Here is a 17231-nt window from a genome sequence, read left to right on the forward strand (position 1 = left end):
GGAGACTAGCTTTCAATTTTATAGCCTACCCCCCATACCGTACGGATCGGCTTCTCCCCGTCCATTTCCTTCTCCAGCTTGTCCCGAAGTCGGCTGATATGTACGGTGACCGAATTGCTGCTTTCGAAATATTTGTCCTTCCAGATCAGCTCAAAGATTTCCTCCGACCCGAAGACCCTTCCGGGATGGCTGGCCAACAAGAACAAAATACCGAATTCGATCGGTGTCAGCTTCACCGGCCGGCCGTCGACCGTTGCCGTATGCGTCTCCTTGTCGATTTGAAGGGATCCCAGCTTGATCAAGTGATCCTGCGGAGCCTGTTGAGGTTGGGCCGAGTAGGAGGACCGCCGCAGCAAGGATTTTACTCTGGCGACCAATTCCAGCGGATTAAATGGTTTGACCATATAATCGTCCGCCCCGGTCATCAGACCGGTGATTTTATCCATATCCCCATCCTTCGCGCTCAGCATCAAAATCGGGGTTGTTCGAGTCTCCCGAATTTTCAGGCAGACCGATATGCCGTCAAGCCCGGGCATCATGACATCCAGAATGACCAGATCGATCGCTTCCTTCTCCATCATCTCCAGGGCCAACAGCCCATTATCCGCCCCGTGCACGGCATAACCTTCGTTCAGCATATAAATTTCAATCAACTTCGCGATTTTCTCATCGTCATCGACAATCAATATCTGTTTGCTCATTGGAATCTCATCCTTTTTTAACGCAAGCTAGTCTCACCTTATACATCATATCATGGCGTTTAGGCTTAAAAACCAACTAAAAGGTTAAAAAAGGATTACGAAGTGATGACGATCATGCCTTTAACCTTTTTTTGCGATCCTGGGGTCGTCTGCCCAAGTACAAGGAATTGTAACCATAAAGCTCGTCCCCTGCCCCGGAACCGATCTTACGCTAACGTCTCCCGAGTGAATATCGACAATCCGCTTGACGATCGACAAGCCCAAGCCGCTGCCTCCGTCGCTGCGGTTCCGGGAGCGGTCGGCCTTATAAAAACGTTCGAACAAATGCGGCAGATCTTTTTCGCAAATCCCGATCCCCGTGTCCGAAACGATAATCTCGGCGGCACCGTCGTTTGCCCTGGCGAGGGAAATGCTGATCCTTCCCCCGTCCGGAGTAAATTTGATGCTGTTATGCAGCAGGTTCACCCATACCTGGCCCAGCAAATCCTCAACTCCTTCGACCTCGACAGCCTCCAGCTCCAGATCGACCTGGAGCTCCTTGGCCAACCACTGCGGCTCGCTGGCCAGCACGACGGTTCGCCATTGGCGGTCCATCCTGAAGCGGGTCGTTTCAAAATCGGAACGGTCGCTCTCCAGAGAGGACAGTTTCAGGAGGTTCTCACTCATCTGCGATAACCGGCGGCTCTCCCGCTCGATGATATCGAGGTAATGATCCTTTTTGTCCGCGGTCAGAGCGGAATTCCTCAAAGCCGCAGTAAAGCCTTGAATCGAAGTCAGAGGCGACTGTATTTCATGGGATACATTGGAGATAAAATCCTGACGCATCGTCTCCATCCGGTTCAGCTCACCGGCCATTTCATTAATACTTTCCACGATTTTCTGAAATTCCGACTGCCTGGTCGGAAACTCGAGCTTGACCGAAAAGTCCCCCTTGGAAATCCGCCGCATCGCATCGATAATCGCAGCCAGCAGGGCCAGCTCCTTATGGCGGAAATACATGGCCAGGATGGACAAGAAAACGATGAAGAGCGTGACGCCCAAAATAACGTCAATCAGCTGTACAAAATAGGCCGAAGGGCTGCCCGCATACCTATAAAAAAATTTACTGATATAAGTGGCTCCCGTCCAGCAAACGGCCAGACAGACCGTGATCCCGATCAACTGCAGCGTGTTGCTGATCACTTTCCATGCAAGCTTCAGCGCATGGCGCACCCGGGGATTCAACCTCCGCTCACCTCCAGCCGGTAGCCGAGGCCGCGCACCGTCCGAATGCGAAATCCGTGTTTTTCCTCGGGAAACTTCTCGCGGAGCCGGTTAATGTGAACATCCAGCGTCCGCTCGTTTCCCTCGTAGTCATATCCCCAAATTTCCTCGATCAGTTGCTCCCTTGTCAGCGTTCTTCCCGAATTGCTGCCGAGCCGGAACAAGAGCTCGAACTCTTTCAACGGCAGATGATACGTCTCATCGGCGGTTCCCGCTTCGAATGTCCGCCGGTTCATGCGGAGATTGCCGATCCCCACCGTCTGTGACGCGATAATCTGGTACCTTTTCAGCAGCGCCCGGACCCTTACCACCAATTCCGCCGGCTGAAAAGGTTTGACCAGATAATCATCGGCCCCCAGATCGAAGCCCTTGACAATCTGGCGCGTTTCTCCTTTGGCCGTCAGCATCAGGACGGGCATCTCATATAGACGGCGCAGTTCACGGCAGAGTTCCCAGCCGTCCATATTCGGCATCATGACGTCCAGGATGGCCAGATCGGATTTGCTCTGTTCCAGCCTCCTTAAAGCGTCCATACCGTCGACGGCCTCCTCCGTTTTCATCCCCGCTTCTTCCAGAAAGACCCGCACTAGCTCGCGAATATGCGGGTCATCGTCCACGATTAGAATTTTAGCCATATGCCTCATTCCCCGGTTTCATGTTCATCTCCATGCTCTTCGGCGATTTGCAACTGCTGAGCGGCAAATTCCCGGTACATCTCATGGTTTTGCAGCAGTTCTTCATGCTTGCCGCGGCCGGTTACTCTTCCTTTGTCTATAAAAATAATCTGATTCGCTCCCACCACCGTGGAAAGTCTGTGCGCAATCACGATGGTCGTTCTGCCCGCCATCAAATTGTTAAGAGCCTGCTGGACCACGTGCTCCGAACGGCTGTCCAGGCTGGAGGTCGCCTCGTCCAGCATCAGAATTTTCGGATCCCGGAGCAGCGCGCGGGCGATCGCGATTCGTTGCCGTTGTCCGCCGGACAGCTTAACGCCCCGCTCGCCGACATCCGTATCATAGCCCTGCGGCAGCTCGGCGATAAATCCGTCGGCGTACGCCATTTTGGCCGCCTTCACCAGCTCGTCGTCGCTGACTTGCCGCTCCACCCCGTAACAGAGGTTTTCCCGAATCGTTCCCGCGATCATCGGGCTGTCCTGAGACACGTACCCGATCACCCCGCGCCAAGATTTGATCGAAAAGGCGTCAATCGGCTCATCTCCCAGCCGGATCTCTCCCGTCTGCGGGAGATAGAAGCGCTCGAGCATGGAGAACAGCGTCGTTTTCCCGCTGCCGCTCGGCCCTACGACCGCGGTAACGGTACCCGGATCCATCCGGAAGCTGACCTCCTTCAACACCGGCTCATCCGGCTTATATCCAAACGAAAGACGGTCAATCTGGACCGGAAGATGGGTAGCGGTCACTTCTTTGCCCGTGTGGAACGCCTCTTCATCGGAATCCAGCGTCTCCATAATCCGCTCGGTGGCCCCTTTCGCCTTTTGCAATTGCGTGAAAAAGGTCGACAGCTGCGTCATTGGCATGACGATTTGAATGAGATAGAGAATAAACGCCACCAGTTCTCCCGCCGTCAGCGCCCCGGAAGAAACCTGCATCCCGCCGTACCCGATGACTACCACGAGAAGCATCATCAGAACTACCGAAATAAGCGGACTGATCCAGGCCATGACCAGCCCTTCCTGAACACCGAATTTCAGCAGGTTTAAAATCCCTTTCCTGCCGGTGTCGTATTCCCTTTCTTCCGCGTTGGACGATTTCACGAGGCGAATTTCCGAAATTACCTGGCTTAAGGTGGCGGTAAACGTAGCGGTCTCATCCTGCATGCCGAGTGAAATCTTGTACATTTTCCGGCCCAGCGGGTACAGTACCAGCGCCGCCAGCGGGATCACGATAAACATAATCAGCGTCATCTTCCAGTTCAAGTACAGCAGTACGGCGATCGACCCGATCACGGAAATAATTCCGCTAAAAAAGCCGGCGACATGCTCCGAAATCAGCGATTTGATCACTCCGGTATCATTCGTCATTCGGCTGACCGATTCGCCTGTCCGGTTGTTGTCAAAAAAAGCTACCGGCAAGCGAAGCAGCTTTTTCCACAGCCGGTCCCGCAACGAAGCCACCATCTTTTGGCCGATATAGTTCAGCAGGAAGATCCCCGCACCCGATGCGACCGTCTGAGCGGCAAACGCGCCAACCAGCGCCAGGATTTGATTTCTGTCCAAGTCGGTGAGCGAAAAACCGTCCACCAAGTTTTTCGTAAACATCGGAATGACCAGACCTACCAGCGTCGAGACGACACTCAAAAAAATAGCCAAGATCATCAAGCCGACCGAAGGCTTGGTTTCGCGCATTAAACGATAAAAAGATCCTTTTTTAATTTCTCCTGTTTGCATGCTTCTTCCCCTTTCCTGTTCGGAGCTTTCGCCAGCCTCAAGCTCAGGAAAAAGAATAGCAACGCTTTTTAAACTTTAAATAAACTGAAGGCTCCGAAAGACCTAAAGATTTTCCACTTCAACGCTGACGACATGATCGATATGCCGGATAAAGCGGTACAGTTCGGTGGTGTATTCTTTCTCGGAGGCGGTGATGACCATATCCACGCGCTGGCGTCCTTCCTCAAGATCTTTGATTTTAAGGCGGCGAATCCGGTGCTGGTTCCGTTTCCGTTTGGTTTCCGCCTCCTGATCCTTCCCCCCGATTATCCGGATCAGTTCCGCCACATCGCCATGGTCTTCCATGATGACTTTAATCGAAACGTCCCGCTGATTCAGCTTATAGGGGCCGATCCACTTGATCACGGAAGGGATGAAATTGACGGACAGCATCAATAAGACGACGGCTAGAGCCGCTTCCAAATAAAACCCTGTGCCGATAGCGATCCCGATCCCGGAAGCCGCCCAGATCATGGCGGCCGAGGTCAGCCCCGAAATGCCCTCGTTACTTCGGCGGAGAATGGCGCCGGCACCCAAAAAACCGATCCCGCTGACGACCTGGGCAGCGAGACGCATCGGGTCCATATTGGGATGATCCGGCCCGGCGAATTTTTCAAAGGCTTCGATTGAGACGATCGTAACGAGGCAGCTCGCGATACAAATGACCATGCATGTTTTGATCCCCAGCGGCTTTTGTTTAAGCTGGCGGTCAATCCCGATAAACAGGCCGAACAATAGGGCCATACAGAGTTTAAAAATCATTTCGTAGTCGACTTGTTCCATAGTAGTACATCTCCTTAAGCATATAGAGTGAGTATAATTGTATTCGGTATTTAGGTGCAAATTCATTTGGCTCCCTCTACTTTTACCCAATTTGCTTCATAAATTTCAGCAAAATACCCCCGGCTTTTTGCCGGGGGTGAAGAGCACACTATTATTTATGACTTGCGCTGAGTACCCGAAATCCGGCGGTAAGTCGGTTCATCCGAAACGATATATAGCCTCGCTTCGGGAGGAATCGGCTGATCCAGTTTACGGTTGATAGCCAAATCATTGCGGTCCGCCAGTAAGGTCGCTCCCTGGCCCAGCAAGTCCAGGAAAGCATCCCTGTACGTCTTCCATTTCTCGTTCCCGGGGACTTCATAAATATCGGCGCCATGCTGGCGGCTGAGCAATTGCCTGATCACCTCCGGATTGCCTTCTTGAAGGGCCGACCTCACCGCCAAACGGGAAATCGCATCATGCGACAAGACGAATTCGTTGATCTGAACATGCCTGAAATTTTGAATATGTTTCTCTTGGGTGATTTCTACGGTGGTATGTACATGAGGGGCAATGCGCTCAATGCTGGACGCGACCAGCAAGGACTTCCCGTCAATCAACGATGCTTCCTCAATTCTCGAATCCGCAAAAATAATCGCCGCCCTGGCTTCCGCCAGATTCGCCTTACCCAGAACCTCGTCGGACGACGGGTCTCCGCTGATAAAATGAACATGATGCAGATGCTCCAAAGGGTGTCGACTGCTTTCATCTATGATGACGATATGGGCGTTTGGCGAGTAACTCATGATTTCCTCTACCGCCGATTGCGCCTTTTTGTTCCAATTAATCAGAATGATATGATGATTGCCCCGAAAGCTCAAAGTGCCGGCTCCTCTCTGCCGCTGAACCGCGCCCAGCGAATCGATAATCTTTCCGATCACCAGACTGAGCAGTCCGATTCCGAAGATATACAAAAAGATCGTAAATACCTTCCCGGGAACGGTTTCCGCAAAATAATCCCCGTACCCCACCGTAGCCATGGTCGTTAAGACCCAATATATCGCATTGAACCATGTTCCGAATGTTCCCGGCTCCAGCAGAAAGGCTACGGTAGCGCTAATTAGAACAAAGCCCAGAATTACCATCCCGAGAGATGTCTTGGGCATGCGCATCAGTTTCGTAGTTATTCGAAGAAAAAAGTGCACGTCCTGCCCCCTCCCCGGATGCTTCCGTCAGATAATGAGGCTGCTGACCGCAAACGCGGTTCCGACAAACACCAGGCAGAGCAAAATTCCTACAGCCACATTACCTTGCTGCAAGTGATCGGATATCTTGAATCCCGGCGTAGCCAGTTCGAAGATCCAATAGGCCGCAATCAGACAAACGTATCCTACGGCAAACCACATGATCATGAACCAAATGGAGGTGTTCGTATAAGCGGCGACTCCCAAAATGATCGCCGTACCCATGAATTTTCCGCCCATCGCCAGTGCGGCCGCTTTATTCCCCTTCTTCAACTCTTCCATATCTTTATATGGTGTCATCCAGCTGAAAATCAGCATGCCGAGCAATTGCAGCCCGATGATCACAACCACGCTTACGAGAATATTAACAATAATCGTCGTCACTTTGCCCACCCCCTAAATTTCGCAAAAGCCGAATCGTAATCGGCAAAATCGTGAACTTCCTCCAGAATTACCGATGCTGTTTTTGCTTTTTCCAAAGCTTTATATCTGGCGTCGTCGATCGGCTGTTTGATCCGGTTGCCCGTAGGCAGCTCCAGGACGGCAAAATTTCTGGTTTTGCCCTTGTACTCGGTCTTGTACACACCGACCAGTTTCACGTCCGTCGTGACGGATACTTTGAGCTCCGCAAGATCTTTATCGGCGGCCGCCTTATCCGGATAGGACTTGATCGTATTCCAGGCGGACAAACGGACTTCATTCTTCTGATTCTCATCCGTTGTCAGTTCGGCATCCATAAACTGCAGAATCCAGACTTTATCCCCTGTTCCGTAGTTATTGTCGTTCGGCAGCAGCTCGTTGTCGGGGAGTATTGTCATATCGCTGCCCACCAGATCTCCGACAGTCCCTTCCTGAATCCGATAATCCCAAGGGACACGGGCCTCAGTCAAAGCGGCATCGGCACCCGAATCCGTATGGAAGACGCTGGATTGCGCTCCGCAGGCGCTGAGCAGAACCAGGGACATACATCCGGCCAGGACCCATCCCAGCAAACGCTTGATTCTCATTTATTTCACTCCTATCGCAATAAAATGACTGGCATTACCCGTAATAGGACCGCCTGCACGGCCAAGCAAACCGCAAGGAGTGCCATTAATTACAAACATGCCGGTCAACAAATGCAATTCTCCTACCGCTGTCTCAATCCTGGCGAGCTCCGTCCGCTTCTGATAGACCGAAGGAAACAGCACGCTGCTGTCAAACCCTTCTTCGTCCTCAATCTCCAAATGCCCGCCTTCGTCAAACATACGTACGGAACCGCCCTCGCGCCCAAACATCGATTTGGATACGAAGTTTCCGGAGAATACCGGCTTGTTGTATGTTGGCAGCATATAAGCCTCGATGGCTTTGCGCTCGGCTTCGTCAAAGAGCAGCCCCAGCTCGTAGAGCCCCCAGACCGCGGCAAGCAAGCCCTTGGATTGGAGCAGCAAGCTGTGCGGCGGGTTAAACAAGGTCAACCGGCCCGATTCGATCGCATAGGCCATCGCTTCCCCGGCGTCGTCCACCGCCATCCATTCTTTGGGATATAAAGCGAACAGACGGTTTATTACTTTCCCGTCCTTATTCTTTAGGTAGCAGTTATCAAACCATAATTCCAGACAATCCTCACAAGTCATCGTTCTTCCGCTGTGCCGAACCAAGGCCTCGATCGTTCCGGAGTCCTCCAGGTGGCTGCCATAGTCGACGCACGCCGCGCTTTCCGGTTGCTCCACGGCCCATGCCGCCGCTACCTGGTCTTTCATTCCCGCGTTCGGAGAGGAGTGACCGGCCTGTTCCAGCACCCAAGGCGTGGCAATTGAAGCCTCCACATAGCCGGTCGGCGTATCCGCATTCAGCTCCAACAGCCGGATACTGCCATCCTGGGACACGGCAAAATCGAATCTAGCATACCTGCTGATTAATCCGGGTTCCGCAAGGAGCTCTCCGTCAAGCATCTCCCACAACAAAGGCGGGATGCCCAGGAGCTCGTAAAGATCCGGTCTGCGGTGCACATATCTGACCGTTTTATCAAGGATCATCCAGAGCATGCGGGAGGCATGCAGCAGTTCATCATAAGCGGATTGCTTCATCCATACGATCTGGTCGATCCAGTAAGCTTCGTCCTCCAAATCCGCCCAGGTAAAGCCAAGCTCGTAAAGCTGTTTCACCCGTCCGGCCCGATCGGGATCCGGCACGCCCGCTACTTCAAACACCCTGTCGGTCATCCGCCAAAAAATCCTTTGCCGGAGCTTGATCTGCTGGAGGATCCCGATATGGAGCTGCTACTGCTTGATTTCGAACTGGAAGATGAGCCGAGGCCGCTGGATTTGCCGCCGATTCCACCCGGGCTCGAAGAGGTCGAACGCCGTACGATCGATCCCTTCGTCGAGGTCGACGTTTTCGGAGGGACCACCGAACCGGCTACGGGCTTGTTCTGGAAGGTCCCGCTGGAATAAGTGCGCGGTTTGTAAGGTGTCGAAGTTCCCGCGTAATAGCCTCCATGTTTCTTGTGCCAACCGCTTGACGAGTAATTGGACCCGCTGTTAAACAGCAGGTGATAAAGGAGCATATCGTCCCAGCCGAACCCGGTTCCATATCCTCCATAATTGTTTACGATCGTTGTTCCGCCGGAACCGTTATCGCCTGTGCCCGCCTGCGTCTGCTGCTCTTCCTCCTTCTCGAACGGAATCGGAAGATTCCAGTCGACATTCTTGTCAAAGTACGCTTTGACTTCCTCGGTCGACCAGGCCACGAGCTTCGGTTCAGCGCCGCTCCCCGTTCCGGTTGCCTCAGCGGTACCCGCTGGAGCGAGAAACGCATTGGCCAAAAGCGCGATCCCAAGCGATGTCGATAAGACGCGCAGCGGTTTGCCGTCCGGCGCAAAAAGCTTCGATTCGCCGGTTTCCCCTGTCTTTTTTTTGTCTTCTGCCAAAACGAATTCCTCCTTTCAAAAGCCTACTCGTTTCGGATCGGAACCAGCAAAAGTTCCAGTTTTCCTTCATCGACATTCAGCCGTCCCTCGACGGCTTCAAACTCCCTGCCGCCAACCACGATATAATTCGCATGCTCCAAGGCGGTAATCATAACCGGAGTCCAAACTCGCTCGTCGATTTGCTGAATCTGGCCGTCAGCCATTTTCTCGAACATTTTGACACTCATGTTGTTTTCCATACACAGTTCCCCTTTCCTTTCGTTAAATTCCTTTCGTTAAACTATGTTATGTTACGAAAATCATGCCGGATGGTTTCAGGACCTGACACGATCCCCAAAACTTACATCGCGCGCTAATGGGCGAAAGCCCTTTTTCATCATAGTCAAATTGGGAGGGCTTGCCAAGGAGATTATTTCTCAGGTCCGTGATATAATTTTTGAGGAGGTTAATTTCCTCCATATGATGAAGACAAGGGGCTCTGTCATGATTATTCAATTCATTCGTTATCGTTAATGAAGGCATGGTCGAACAACTGGGTATTTTTGTAAATTGATGCCTGGTTTGTTTGTCTATGCCTTTTTCATTGGGATAAATGAATGAATGAGGTGTATACATGAGTCCATCGAATAAACTGGAGTTAGCCGCCAGACGGCTCTCCCGCCAAGTTTCGCTTTTCCGCTGCCCGTTCTGTCAGGGGCCGCTTCAAGTCGCCGGCGGAAAAAGTATGATCTGTCAACAAAGGCATACCTTTGATATATCCAAACAAGGTTATGTGAACTTTTTGCACAAACCTATAGAAAGCAAATACGGAACCGCCTTGTTCACATCGCGGACCGAGGTTTGCCGCAGCGGATGGTTTGCTCCGTTAACCGAGCGTATCTCGGCAAAACTCCTCGGGGCCCTGCCGTCCGAACGCCGGAGCCTACCGCTTCTCGACGCCGGCTGCGGGGAAGGCTCGCATTTGGCTGCCATCGCCGAGCGGATTACCGCCTTTAGCAGCCGCCAGGTTGACGGAGTCGGACTGGACATCTCCAAAGAAGGCATCGCGCTTGCCGCCAAGCGGCATAGCCGGCTTTCCTGGTTCGTGGCCGATTTAACAAAAAGCCCGCTCTCCGACCACAGCTTCGACGGAATCCTCAACATCCTCTCCCCTTCCAATTATGGGGAATTTCATCGGATTCTGTCCAAGGACGGCCTGCTGGTTAAAGTGATTCCCGGCCCCGACTATCTTCGGGAGCTCAGGGAACTTCTCCATCCGGGCAGCCGCAAGGAAACCGGCGTAGCGGCGGAAACCCGGCAACGCATGCAACACGGCTTCCGGCTGGAGGACTCCCCCCGTTTGACGTATCAACGGGAGGTTCAACAACCTCTGCTTGGACACCTGATCGCCATGACCCCGTTGTCCTGGGGCGCGGATTCCGAAGCTCGCCGAATAGCCGCCCATCTGGCTCAGCTCATGGTAACCGTCGATTTCATCCTGCTCATAGGACGGAAGCGTAGCTGAGAATCGGGTAGATCAGAACCGCCGCTCCGAGCAGCAAACGGAATACGCCTTCGGCGAAAGATCCCGTCTCAATCGCCAGGAATTTGGGCACAAGCCGAAATTTCCGGTGCCAAGGCCATAATAGCGCCACGCCCTGGTCATTGAACATGTCGATCAAAGTGTGGGAAGCATAAGCAAGAATAAGAGTCCAGAAAAATAACGCAGGCAAAGCGGACAAAAGGCTGCCCAGCGCCAAAATGAACAGAAGCGAGTGCGTCAGCGTCCTGTGTTTGATCTTCGTCAATTGAAGAATCCAGGACAAAGGCAGCAGCAGCTTGGCCATCGTCGATCCTTTCTTGTCGATATCGGCCAGCGGTCCGGCAAGACAGCCGATCGTCAGCGCCGCCGCGCTCTCCCAGCTCAACAGCGGCTGATGATAATAGACCAGCACACCTTCGGCGGCGAGCAGACCGGCAAGACTATGGGTTTTTTGCAGCATACAACAAGTTCCTCCAAGCTTATCCATGATTGTAAAACGGATTATACCAAACATATGATCGCATTGTCTCGTCCAAATTTAAAAAAGGCCTATCCGCCGAGATCAAAATCTCGGTCGGACAGGCCTTTTCAATGTATAGAAATTAGAATTTGGCAGCCAGATCAGCCGCACGTTTCACGCCGTCCTGAATAATGGACTCCGCGCGATCCGGGAATTGATTATGCCCTTCCACAATCACGGTTTCCGGGTTTTGAATGCCCCAGAAGCCCAGCGTGGTCAGCATGTACTTCATCGACATTTCGGCGGCCGCCGCCGGACCTTCGGAATAAACGCCGCCGCGCGCCTGCAGCAGGGCAACCTTCTTGTCGCCAATCAGGCCAACCGGCCCTTGCTCCGTGTATTTAAACGTTTTGCCCGCTTGATTCAAATAGAACAGGTAGGTCAGTAGTTGCGCCGGAATCGTAAAGTTCCACAGCGGGAAAGCGAAAACGACTTTATCGGCGTTCAAAAACTGATCCAGGTATGTGTTTGCCAGATCGGCCGCTTTTTGCTCTTCCGGCGTAACCGACAACCCTTTGCCCAGCTTGAACAGTCCGTTCAGCATATCGTTATCGTAGTAAGGGAGCTCGGCTTCGAACAGATTCAGCTCGGTGATCAGATCATCGGGATGAGTTTCTCTGTACGTTTTCAGGAAGCTTTCATACAGCTTGACCGTTGCCGATTGCTCGACCGGGCGGTTATTGGCTTTAATAAACAAAACATGTGACATAGCGGTTTTCCTCCAAAAAGTTTATTTTAGCTAACTAATATTCTCGTACTATATTTAGTATAGTAACAAAGGAATATCCACTATGTCAAATGTTGTTTGCCAAACCCTATTTATTTGGCGGAAACGGACGAACCGATCGCTTCCCGGCTGCGCTTGGCGGCCGAAACCATATTTTTTAGAGCGGCGACGGTTTCTTCCCGCCCGCGGGTTTTCAGTCCGCAGTCCGGATTGATCCAGAACAGCTCCGGATCGAGGACTTGCAGCGCCCTGCGGACCATCGCCATCATTTCCTCTTCGGCAGGCACCCGCGGACTGTGGATATCATACACGCCGAGCCCGATGCCGAGCGGATACGTATTCTCCTCGAAGCTCTGGATCAGCTCCCCGTGGCTGCGTGACGTCTCGATCGAGATCACGTCGGCATCCAGATCCCGAATCGCATCGATCATGTCGTGGAACTCGCAATAACACATATGCGTATGAATTTGCGTAGTGTCACGGACCGAGGATGTCGTGATTTTGAAGGCCTTGACCGCCCAATCGATATAGGCCTCACGGTCAGCCGGCTTTAGCGGGAACCCTTCCCGCAGCGCAGGCTCGTCAACCTGAATCATCGTTATGCCCGCTTCTTCCAACGCCTCTACTTCTTTACGCAGCGCCAAGGCGATTTGGTAGGTTACAGTCTCCCGCGGCAAGTCGCTGCGGACAAACGACCAATTTAATACCGTCACCGGACCCGTCAACATGCCTTTGACCGGTTTCTTCGTCAAGGACTGGGCAAAAGCCGTCTCCTTCACCGTCATCGGGCGATCGAATTCCACGTCGCCATAAATGAGCGGAGGCTTCACGCAGCGGGTGCCGTACGATTGGACCCATCCTCCTTTGGTGAACGCAAAGCCAGGCAGCTTTTCCCCGAAAAACTCAACCATATCCGTCCGCTCAAATTCGCCGTGAACCAGCACGTCCAGGCCGATTTCCTCCTGGATGTCGATCCAGGTGCGGATCTCTTCGCGAATGAATTCGTCATACCGTTCGGCCGTCCATTCGCCTTTGCGCCATTTTTGACGGGCCGCACGAACTTCGGCGGTTTGCGGAAAGCTTCCGATCGTCGTTGTCGGAAGAAGCGGCAGGTTCCACACGCGCTGCTGCTCCCCCCGACGTACCTCAAACGGACTAATCCGTTCGGAAGGCTGCTCCGCGATGCTTCGAACCGCCTCCTGGACGTTTTTGCGGCTGCGCGACGGGTCCGCGTTCAAGCGTTCCAGGGCCTGACGGCTTTCCGCCAGCAGGGCCGGGGTTTCGCCTTGCAGCGCCTGATGCAACGCCGCGACTTCATCCAGCTTCTCTTCCGCGAAGGCCAGGGCATCCTTGAGCACCTCCGGCAATCCCTCCTCTCCCTGGGCCGAAACCGGCACATGCAGCAGGCTGCAGGAAGGCTGGACAATCAGATCGGAATCCGCAGACAGCAGCCCCGCAATCTCGCCGATGAAATCCTGGACCGCGGGCAGATCGGACCGCCAAATGTTGCGGCCGTCCACCACTCCCGCAGCCAACGTCTTGCCGGCCGGGAAACCGTGTTGCCGAAGGGCTTGCAAGTTGCCTTCCCGCCCATGCACGAAATCCAGGCCAATCCCGCGAACCGGCAGTGCAATAATCTCCTCGTACCGTTCGACGGCATCGAAATACGTTTGCAGCAAGATCCCGGCTTGCGGCAGCTCTGCCGAAATCGCACTATAGATTTCCTGAAGCAGCGCCAAATCCTCATCCGATACGAAAGTAACGAGCGCCGGTTCATCGACTTGAATCCATGCCGCACCTTCCTGGTCCAGTTCGCGCAAAACGGTGACGTACAAAGGCAAAAGCTTTTGGCTCCATTCCCGAAGACTTCCGGACGCGCCTTTGGACAGCTTCAGAAAAGAATATAATCCGAGAACGACCGGCTTGCCGGCGATTCCCAGCTTCTCTTTGGCTTCACGGTAGGCTTGGAGCGGGAGATTCGCCGTAAGCTCCGGCTCCCTGTTTCCCAGCTCGGGGACGATGTAATGGTAGTTCGTGTTAAACCATTTGGTCATTTCGCTGGCAGCAGCGGTTTTGCTGCCTCTGGCCACCGCGTAGTATGTTTCGAGCGGAACAGGTCCGCCGCTGTATTCAAAGCGTTCGGGCACAAGTCCGAACATTACGGCCGTATCCAAAACCTGATCATAGTAGGAAAAATCCCCCACCGGAATCCAATCGATCCCTTTCCCCTTTTGCAATTTCCAATGTTCGCTGCGAATTTCGGCTAACTGGCGGTGAAGCTCCGCCTCCTCCAATTTTCCGCTCCAGTACGCTTCGATCGCTTTTTTCCATTCCCGCTGTTTGCCGATTCTGGGGAAACCCAAATTTCCGCTCGATATTTTACCCATAATTATAAGCCTCCTCAACATATGTCTTTCGAAAATAGCAATAAATGCGGCAAGAAATCAAAAAGGCCCTCTTTAGGCAATGCTAAAGAAGACCTTCGTATAATTGTCCGATGGATCGAATCTCTAACACCTCCCTATCTCCCGTAGGTACAGCAGTGTTGCCGGAAAAGGCAGGTCTCCTGGCTTCGGAGTCATCGCCGATCACGCTGCCTTCCCAGTGTCTTTCGACATCAGTGGCCATTTCTCGCATGACGGCTCCTCCGTTACAGTGGCGGGACCGCGCCGGCGTTTCACCGGACTTCCCTTTTAAGCTTCAGCCGCGGCTGAAGCACCTCTTCCCACATTATGCAGTTTTAAGTATGAACTCAATACTAACGGATGTCGCCGGATAATTCAACAGTAATCTTATCGGGATCTACTAGTTTCAACTAAAATTAATTAAAGTTATCCGCTACCGCTTTGTTCAGCATGCCGATGCAGCGGTCAAGATCCGCTTTGACCTGCTTTTTGTAGAGTTTGGCTTTTTCCGCTCCATCGTCGGTAAAATGGTACAGCACGATCTCTTGGAAATCGACGCTGGGGTCATTGCCTTTCAAATGCTTGGTCCTGTATAGAATCCCTTCCTGCACCAGTTCGTGGAGGGCCCGGTAGATTTCGCTCTGCGGCGGTACGTAGCCGAACGGCTTGAACTCTTCTTTCAATTCCTCCAGCATTTGATAGCCGTAACCCCTGCGCTGTTCCACTTTCGTGATCAGAAATAGCTTCAGATAAGCCCGCTGCGCAAGCATAAATGCCATAGCCGTCCCCCCTGTTTCTTATAGATCAATATAACTGAAGTCTAAAATTTGTACAACCGGACCATCTTCCCCTGTTTTACTGGATTGGTAAAAGAACAAGATACGGTGGTCTTAACTTAAAATTGTGAGGATCTGGGTACGCGCAAAATGCTTTTTCTATTGTGAATTTTTCATATATTGAAATTGCATAATTAAGGTTTTGGTCGTAGCCAAATGAACTATTTTTACTTATGTGATTTATATCACAATTGAGTGTTCAATTCCCTTGTACCCTTGACTTATCGGATAAGAGGAGGAATCGATCCATGAAGTTTCTAAAGCCCGCTTTTTTCGTCCTGGCCAGTCTCCTCGTGCTGTTGACCGTTTGGTTTTCGGGTTCCGCTCAGCCCGTTCGAGAGGCCGAACCCGCCCAGGAAGCAAAGACTCTCGATCAGCCTCCGGTCGAGCCGGTGGTCCGCCGCGACGGTCAGGTCGTTCATATCGAACTCACCGCCCAAGTATCGAATGTGGAGATTTCCGAAGGCGTCGAATATAACGCCTGGACCTTCAACGGCACTGTTCCGGGTCCCGTCCTCCGGGTCAAAGAGGGGGATATGCTGCAGTTCACTTTGTCGAATTTGGACCCCAATATGCCCCACTCGATGGATTTTCACGCGGTGCATGCGGCTCCCAGCAAGAAATTTATCGATGTGATGCCGAATGAAAAGGGCAGCTTCACCTATACTGCGGCGACGCCGGGGGTGTTTATGTACCACTGCGGCACAAGCCCCGTTCTGATGCACGTCGCTAACGGAATGCATGGCCTTATCATCGTGGAGCCGAAAAACGGTTATGCGACGGATTCGCTGATCGATAAGGAATATACGCTCGTCCAAAGCGAATGGTACAGGGAGCATGACGAAGAGGCTTTTCTGCATGAGGAACCGGAATATGTGGTGTTCAACGGAGATGATTTTTCCTTGAAAAATCATCCGCTGCTGGCCAAGGTCGGCGACCGGGTCCGACTGTACGTCTCCAACTCCGGACCGAACGAGGTTTCCTCGTTTCATGTCGTCGGCGCCACGTTTGATATTGTCTATATGAACGGGCACCCCAAGAACGGGATGTATGGCCTGCAAACGGTGCTCATTCCCGCGGGCGGCTCGGCGGTCGTCGAGTTTACCGTGGAGGAGGAAGGCGATTACCCCATTTTAAGCCATCAATTGAAGCATGCCTCCAAAGGCGCAACCGCGATCTTGCGGGTAACCGCGGACGGCAAAGATACGAACGAACCCGCCATGGCGCATTAGTCCGCAAAAATCAACGATTTTAATTCAAAACCAATGTGATAGAAATCACAAGGTTATCCTGCCGGACTTTTATAATGAGATCGAGGTGAATTGATATGAACCGAAATGAAGCTAAAGTAGTTGAACTGGATGTAAGGGAGCAGCTGCGAAACAAGCTGGAGCCGTTCCAAATCATCATGGATACCGTTAAAACGCTGGGACAGGACGATATTCTCGTTCTGCATGCCACTTTTAAACCCACTCCCCTTCTGGGGCTGCTCAAAATGAAAGGCTTTGTCGGCAAATCCGAACAGCAGGAAGACAAAGATCACTGGATTACTACGTTTGTCAGCAAAAAAAATAAGGATTGGCTGGATGCGCCGAAGCCCGGAGCGGCGCAGACGCCAGCCGCAGCCTCCTGTCCGGCGGATTTGCCGACGGATGAGCCGGATGACCAGGCCAAGCGCAAAACGATAGAGCTGGACAATCGCGGCCTGGAGCCGCCGCAACCGATGGTCCGCACCCTGGCCGCCTTGGGCAAATGCCGCCCGGGGGACGAGGTCCATATTCATAATGACCGGGTGCCCGTATTCTTGATCGAGGAACTGAACACATTAGGCTGCACCTTTACGGTGGAAGAACAGACGGACGGAACCGCCAAAGTGTATATCATCAAGGCGTAA

18 protein-coding genes and 1 riboswitch are annotated in these 17231 nt (G+C 52.7%); of the genes, 3 read left to right on the forward strand and 15 right to left on the reverse strand.

Annotation, left to right across the window (positions count from 1 at the left end; all coding sequences use genetic code 11):
• Window positions 1-5 precede the first annotated feature (5 nt).
• The 11 genes from V4U88_RS08535 to V4U88_RS08585 all read right to left on the reverse strand — a co-directional run bounded on the left by V4U88_RS08535 (window position 6) and on the right by V4U88_RS08585 (window position 9566).
• Window positions 6-701 carry a response regulator transcription factor gene (locus tag V4U88_RS08535; RefSeq protein ID WP_334072851.1) on the reverse strand — a complete coding sequence of 232 codons (696 nt, stop codon included), beginning with the start codon at window positions 699-701 and terminating at the stop codon, window positions 6-8.
• Window positions 702-821: 120 nt separating this feature from the next.
• Window positions 822-1925: a sensor histidine kinase gene (locus V4U88_RS08540; protein WP_334072852.1), complete on the reverse strand. Its 1104-nt coding sequence runs from the start codon at window positions 1923-1925 to the stop codon at window positions 822-824.
• On the reverse strand, window positions 1922-2599 hold the full coding sequence (locus tag V4U88_RS08545) for a response regulator transcription factor (protein WP_334072853.1): 678 nt from the start codon (window positions 2597-2599) through the stop codon (window positions 1922-1924). The genes V4U88_RS08540 and V4U88_RS08545 overlap by 4 nt, the downstream gene beginning before the upstream one ends.
• Before the next feature lie 5 nt (window positions 2600-2604).
• Window positions 2605-4371: an ABC transporter ATP-binding protein gene (locus tag V4U88_RS08550; RefSeq protein WP_334072854.1), complete on the reverse strand. Its 1767-nt coding sequence runs from the start codon at window positions 4369-4371 to the stop codon at window positions 2605-2607.
• A gap of 102 nt (window positions 4372-4473) precedes the next feature.
• Entirely contained in the window at window positions 4474-5193 is a 720-nt protein-coding gene (locus tag V4U88_RS08555) for an MgtC/SapB family protein (protein ID WP_334072855.1), read from the reverse strand.
• 155 nt (window positions 5194-5348) lie between these two features.
• Window positions 5349-6338, reverse strand: a complete 990-nt coding sequence (locus V4U88_RS08560; protein ID WP_334072856.1) for a potassium channel protein — start codon at window positions 6336-6338, stop codon at window positions 5349-5351.
• 66 nt (window positions 6339-6404) lie between these two features.
• The gene (locus V4U88_RS08565) at window positions 6405-6800 is read right to left on the reverse strand and encodes a DUF350 domain-containing protein (protein WP_416367194.1); all 396 of its coding nucleotides are present in this window, start codon (window positions 6798-6800) and stop codon (window positions 6405-6407) included.
• Complete coding sequence (locus V4U88_RS08570; protein WP_334072858.1) at window positions 6797-7423, reverse strand: signal peptide protein; 627 nt, start codon at window positions 7421-7423, stop codon at window positions 6797-6799. Before V4U88_RS08570 ends, V4U88_RS08565 begins: the two co-directional genes overlap by 4 nt.
• Window positions 7424-8620 (reverse strand): glutathionylspermidine synthase family protein, encoded by a 1197-nt coding sequence (locus tag V4U88_RS08575; RefSeq protein ID WP_334072859.1) that lies wholly within the window; start codon window positions 8618-8620, stop codon window positions 7424-7426.
• Window positions 8617-9327: a hypothetical protein gene (locus tag V4U88_RS08580; RefSeq protein ID WP_334072860.1), complete on the reverse strand. Its 711-nt coding sequence runs from the start codon at window positions 9325-9327 to the stop codon at window positions 8617-8619. The genes V4U88_RS08575 and V4U88_RS08580 overlap by 4 nt, the downstream gene beginning before the upstream one ends.
• A gap of 23 nt (window positions 9328-9350) precedes the next feature.
• Window positions 9351-9566, reverse strand: coding sequence for a hypothetical protein (locus tag V4U88_RS08585; protein WP_334072861.1), 216 nt, complete (start codon window positions 9564-9566; stop codon window positions 9351-9353).
• A 374-nt stretch (window positions 9567-9940) separates the two neighbouring features.
• On the opposite strand from V4U88_RS08585, the gene V4U88_RS08590 reads away from it, so the two are divergent.
• Window positions 9941-10831, forward strand: coding sequence for a putative RNA methyltransferase (locus V4U88_RS08590; protein ID WP_334072862.1), 891 nt, complete (start codon window positions 9941-9943; stop codon window positions 10829-10831).
• Here the strand turns inward: V4U88_RS08590 and V4U88_RS08595 are convergent.
• The 4 genes from V4U88_RS08595 to V4U88_RS08610 form a co-directional block, all read right to left on the reverse strand.
• Window positions 10809-11309, reverse strand: coding sequence for a metal-dependent hydrolase (locus V4U88_RS08595; protein WP_334072863.1), 501 nt, complete (start codon window positions 11307-11309; stop codon window positions 10809-10811). The genes V4U88_RS08590 and V4U88_RS08595 overlap by 23 nt on opposite strands.
• A gap of 142 nt (window positions 11310-11451) precedes the next feature.
• Window positions 11452-12078 carry an FMN-dependent NADH-azoreductase gene (locus V4U88_RS08600; protein ID WP_334072864.1) on the reverse strand — a complete coding sequence of 209 codons (627 nt, stop codon included), beginning with the start codon at window positions 12076-12078 and terminating at the stop codon, window positions 11452-11454.
• 110 nt (window positions 12079-12188) lie between these two features.
• A complete protein-coding gene (metE, locus tag V4U88_RS08605) occupies window positions 12189-14483 on the reverse strand; it encodes a 5-methyltetrahydropteroyltriglutamate--homocysteine S-methyltransferase (RefSeq protein ID WP_334072865.1) in 2295 nt (764 codons plus the stop codon).
• Window positions 14484-14635: 152 nt separating this feature from the next.
• A riboswitch (cobalamin riboswitch) is annotated at window positions 14636-14834 on the reverse strand.
• Between the two features lie 83 nt (window positions 14835-14917).
• Window positions 14918-15280: a helix-turn-helix transcriptional regulator gene (locus V4U88_RS08610; protein ID WP_334072866.1), complete on the reverse strand. Its 363-nt coding sequence runs from the start codon at window positions 15278-15280 to the stop codon at window positions 14918-14920.
• Between the two features lie 305 nt (window positions 15281-15585).
• On the opposite strand from V4U88_RS08610, the gene V4U88_RS08615 reads away from it, so the two are divergent.
• Complete coding sequence (locus V4U88_RS08615; protein WP_334072867.1) at window positions 15586-16569, forward strand: multicopper oxidase domain-containing protein; 984 nt, start codon at window positions 15586-15588, stop codon at window positions 16567-16569.
• A gap of 95 nt (window positions 16570-16664) precedes the next feature.
• Complete coding sequence (locus V4U88_RS08620; protein WP_334072868.1) at window positions 16665-17231, forward strand: DUF2249 domain-containing protein; 567 nt, start codon at window positions 16665-16667, stop codon at window positions 17229-17231.

This window comes from Paenibacillus sp. A14 (genome assembly GCF_036864815.1).
Taxonomy (GTDB): domain Bacteria; phylum Bacillota; class Bacilli; order Paenibacillales; family Paenibacillaceae; genus Fontibacillus; species Fontibacillus sanfengchensis.

Coding starts and splice junctions, on each gene's coding strand:
- V4U88_RS08610 (WP_334072866.1), bottom strand. CDS start 15,280: ATGGCATTTATGCTTGCGCAGCGGGCTTATCTGAAGCTATTTCTGATC.
- V4U88_RS08555 (WP_334072855.1), bottom strand. CDS start 5,193: ATGGAACAAGTCGACTACGAAATGATTTTTAAACTCTGTATGGCCCTA.
- V4U88_RS08585 (WP_334072861.1), bottom strand. CDS start 9,566: ATGGAAAACAACATGAGTGTCAAAATGTTCGAGAAAATGGCTGACGGC.
- V4U88_RS08535 (WP_334072851.1), bottom strand. CDS start 701: ATGAGCAAACAGATATTGATTGTCGATGACGATGAGAAAATCGCGAAG.
- V4U88_RS08595 (WP_334072863.1), bottom strand. CDS start 11,309: ATGCTGCAAAAAACCCATAGTCTTGCCGGTCTGCTCGCCGCCGAAGGT.
- metE (WP_334072865.1), bottom strand. CDS start 14,483: ATGGGTAAAATATCGAGCGGAAATTTGGGTTTCCCCAGAATCGGCAAA.
- V4U88_RS08575 (WP_334072859.1), bottom strand. CDS start 8,620: ATGACCGACAGGGTGTTTGAAGTAGCGGGCGTGCCGGATCCCGATCGG.
- V4U88_RS08560 (WP_334072856.1), bottom strand. CDS start 6,338: ATGCCCAAGACATCTCTCGGGATGGTAATTCTGGGCTTTGTTCTAATT.
- V4U88_RS08615 (WP_334072867.1), top strand. CDS start 15,586: ATGAAGTTTCTAAAGCCCGCTTTTTTCGTCCTGGCCAGTCTCCTCGTG.
- V4U88_RS08550 (WP_334072854.1), bottom strand. CDS start 4,371: ATGCAAACAGGAGAAATTAAAAAAGGATCTTTTTATCGTTTAATGCGC.
- V4U88_RS08590 (WP_334072862.1), top strand. CDS start 9,941: ATGAGTCCATCGAATAAACTGGAGTTAGCCGCCAGACGGCTCTCCCGC.
- V4U88_RS08545 (WP_334072853.1), bottom strand. CDS start 2,599: ATGGCTAAAATTCTAATCGTGGACGATGACCCGCATATTCGCGAGCTA.
- V4U88_RS08570 (WP_334072858.1), bottom strand. CDS start 7,423: ATGAGAATCAAGCGTTTGCTGGGATGGGTCCTGGCCGGATGTATGTCC.
- V4U88_RS08600 (WP_334072864.1), bottom strand. CDS start 12,078: ATGTCACATGTTTTGTTTATTAAAGCCAATAACCGCCCGGTCGAGCAA.
- V4U88_RS08620 (WP_334072868.1), top strand. CDS start 16,665: ATGAACCGAAATGAAGCTAAAGTAGTTGAACTGGATGTAAGGGAGCAG.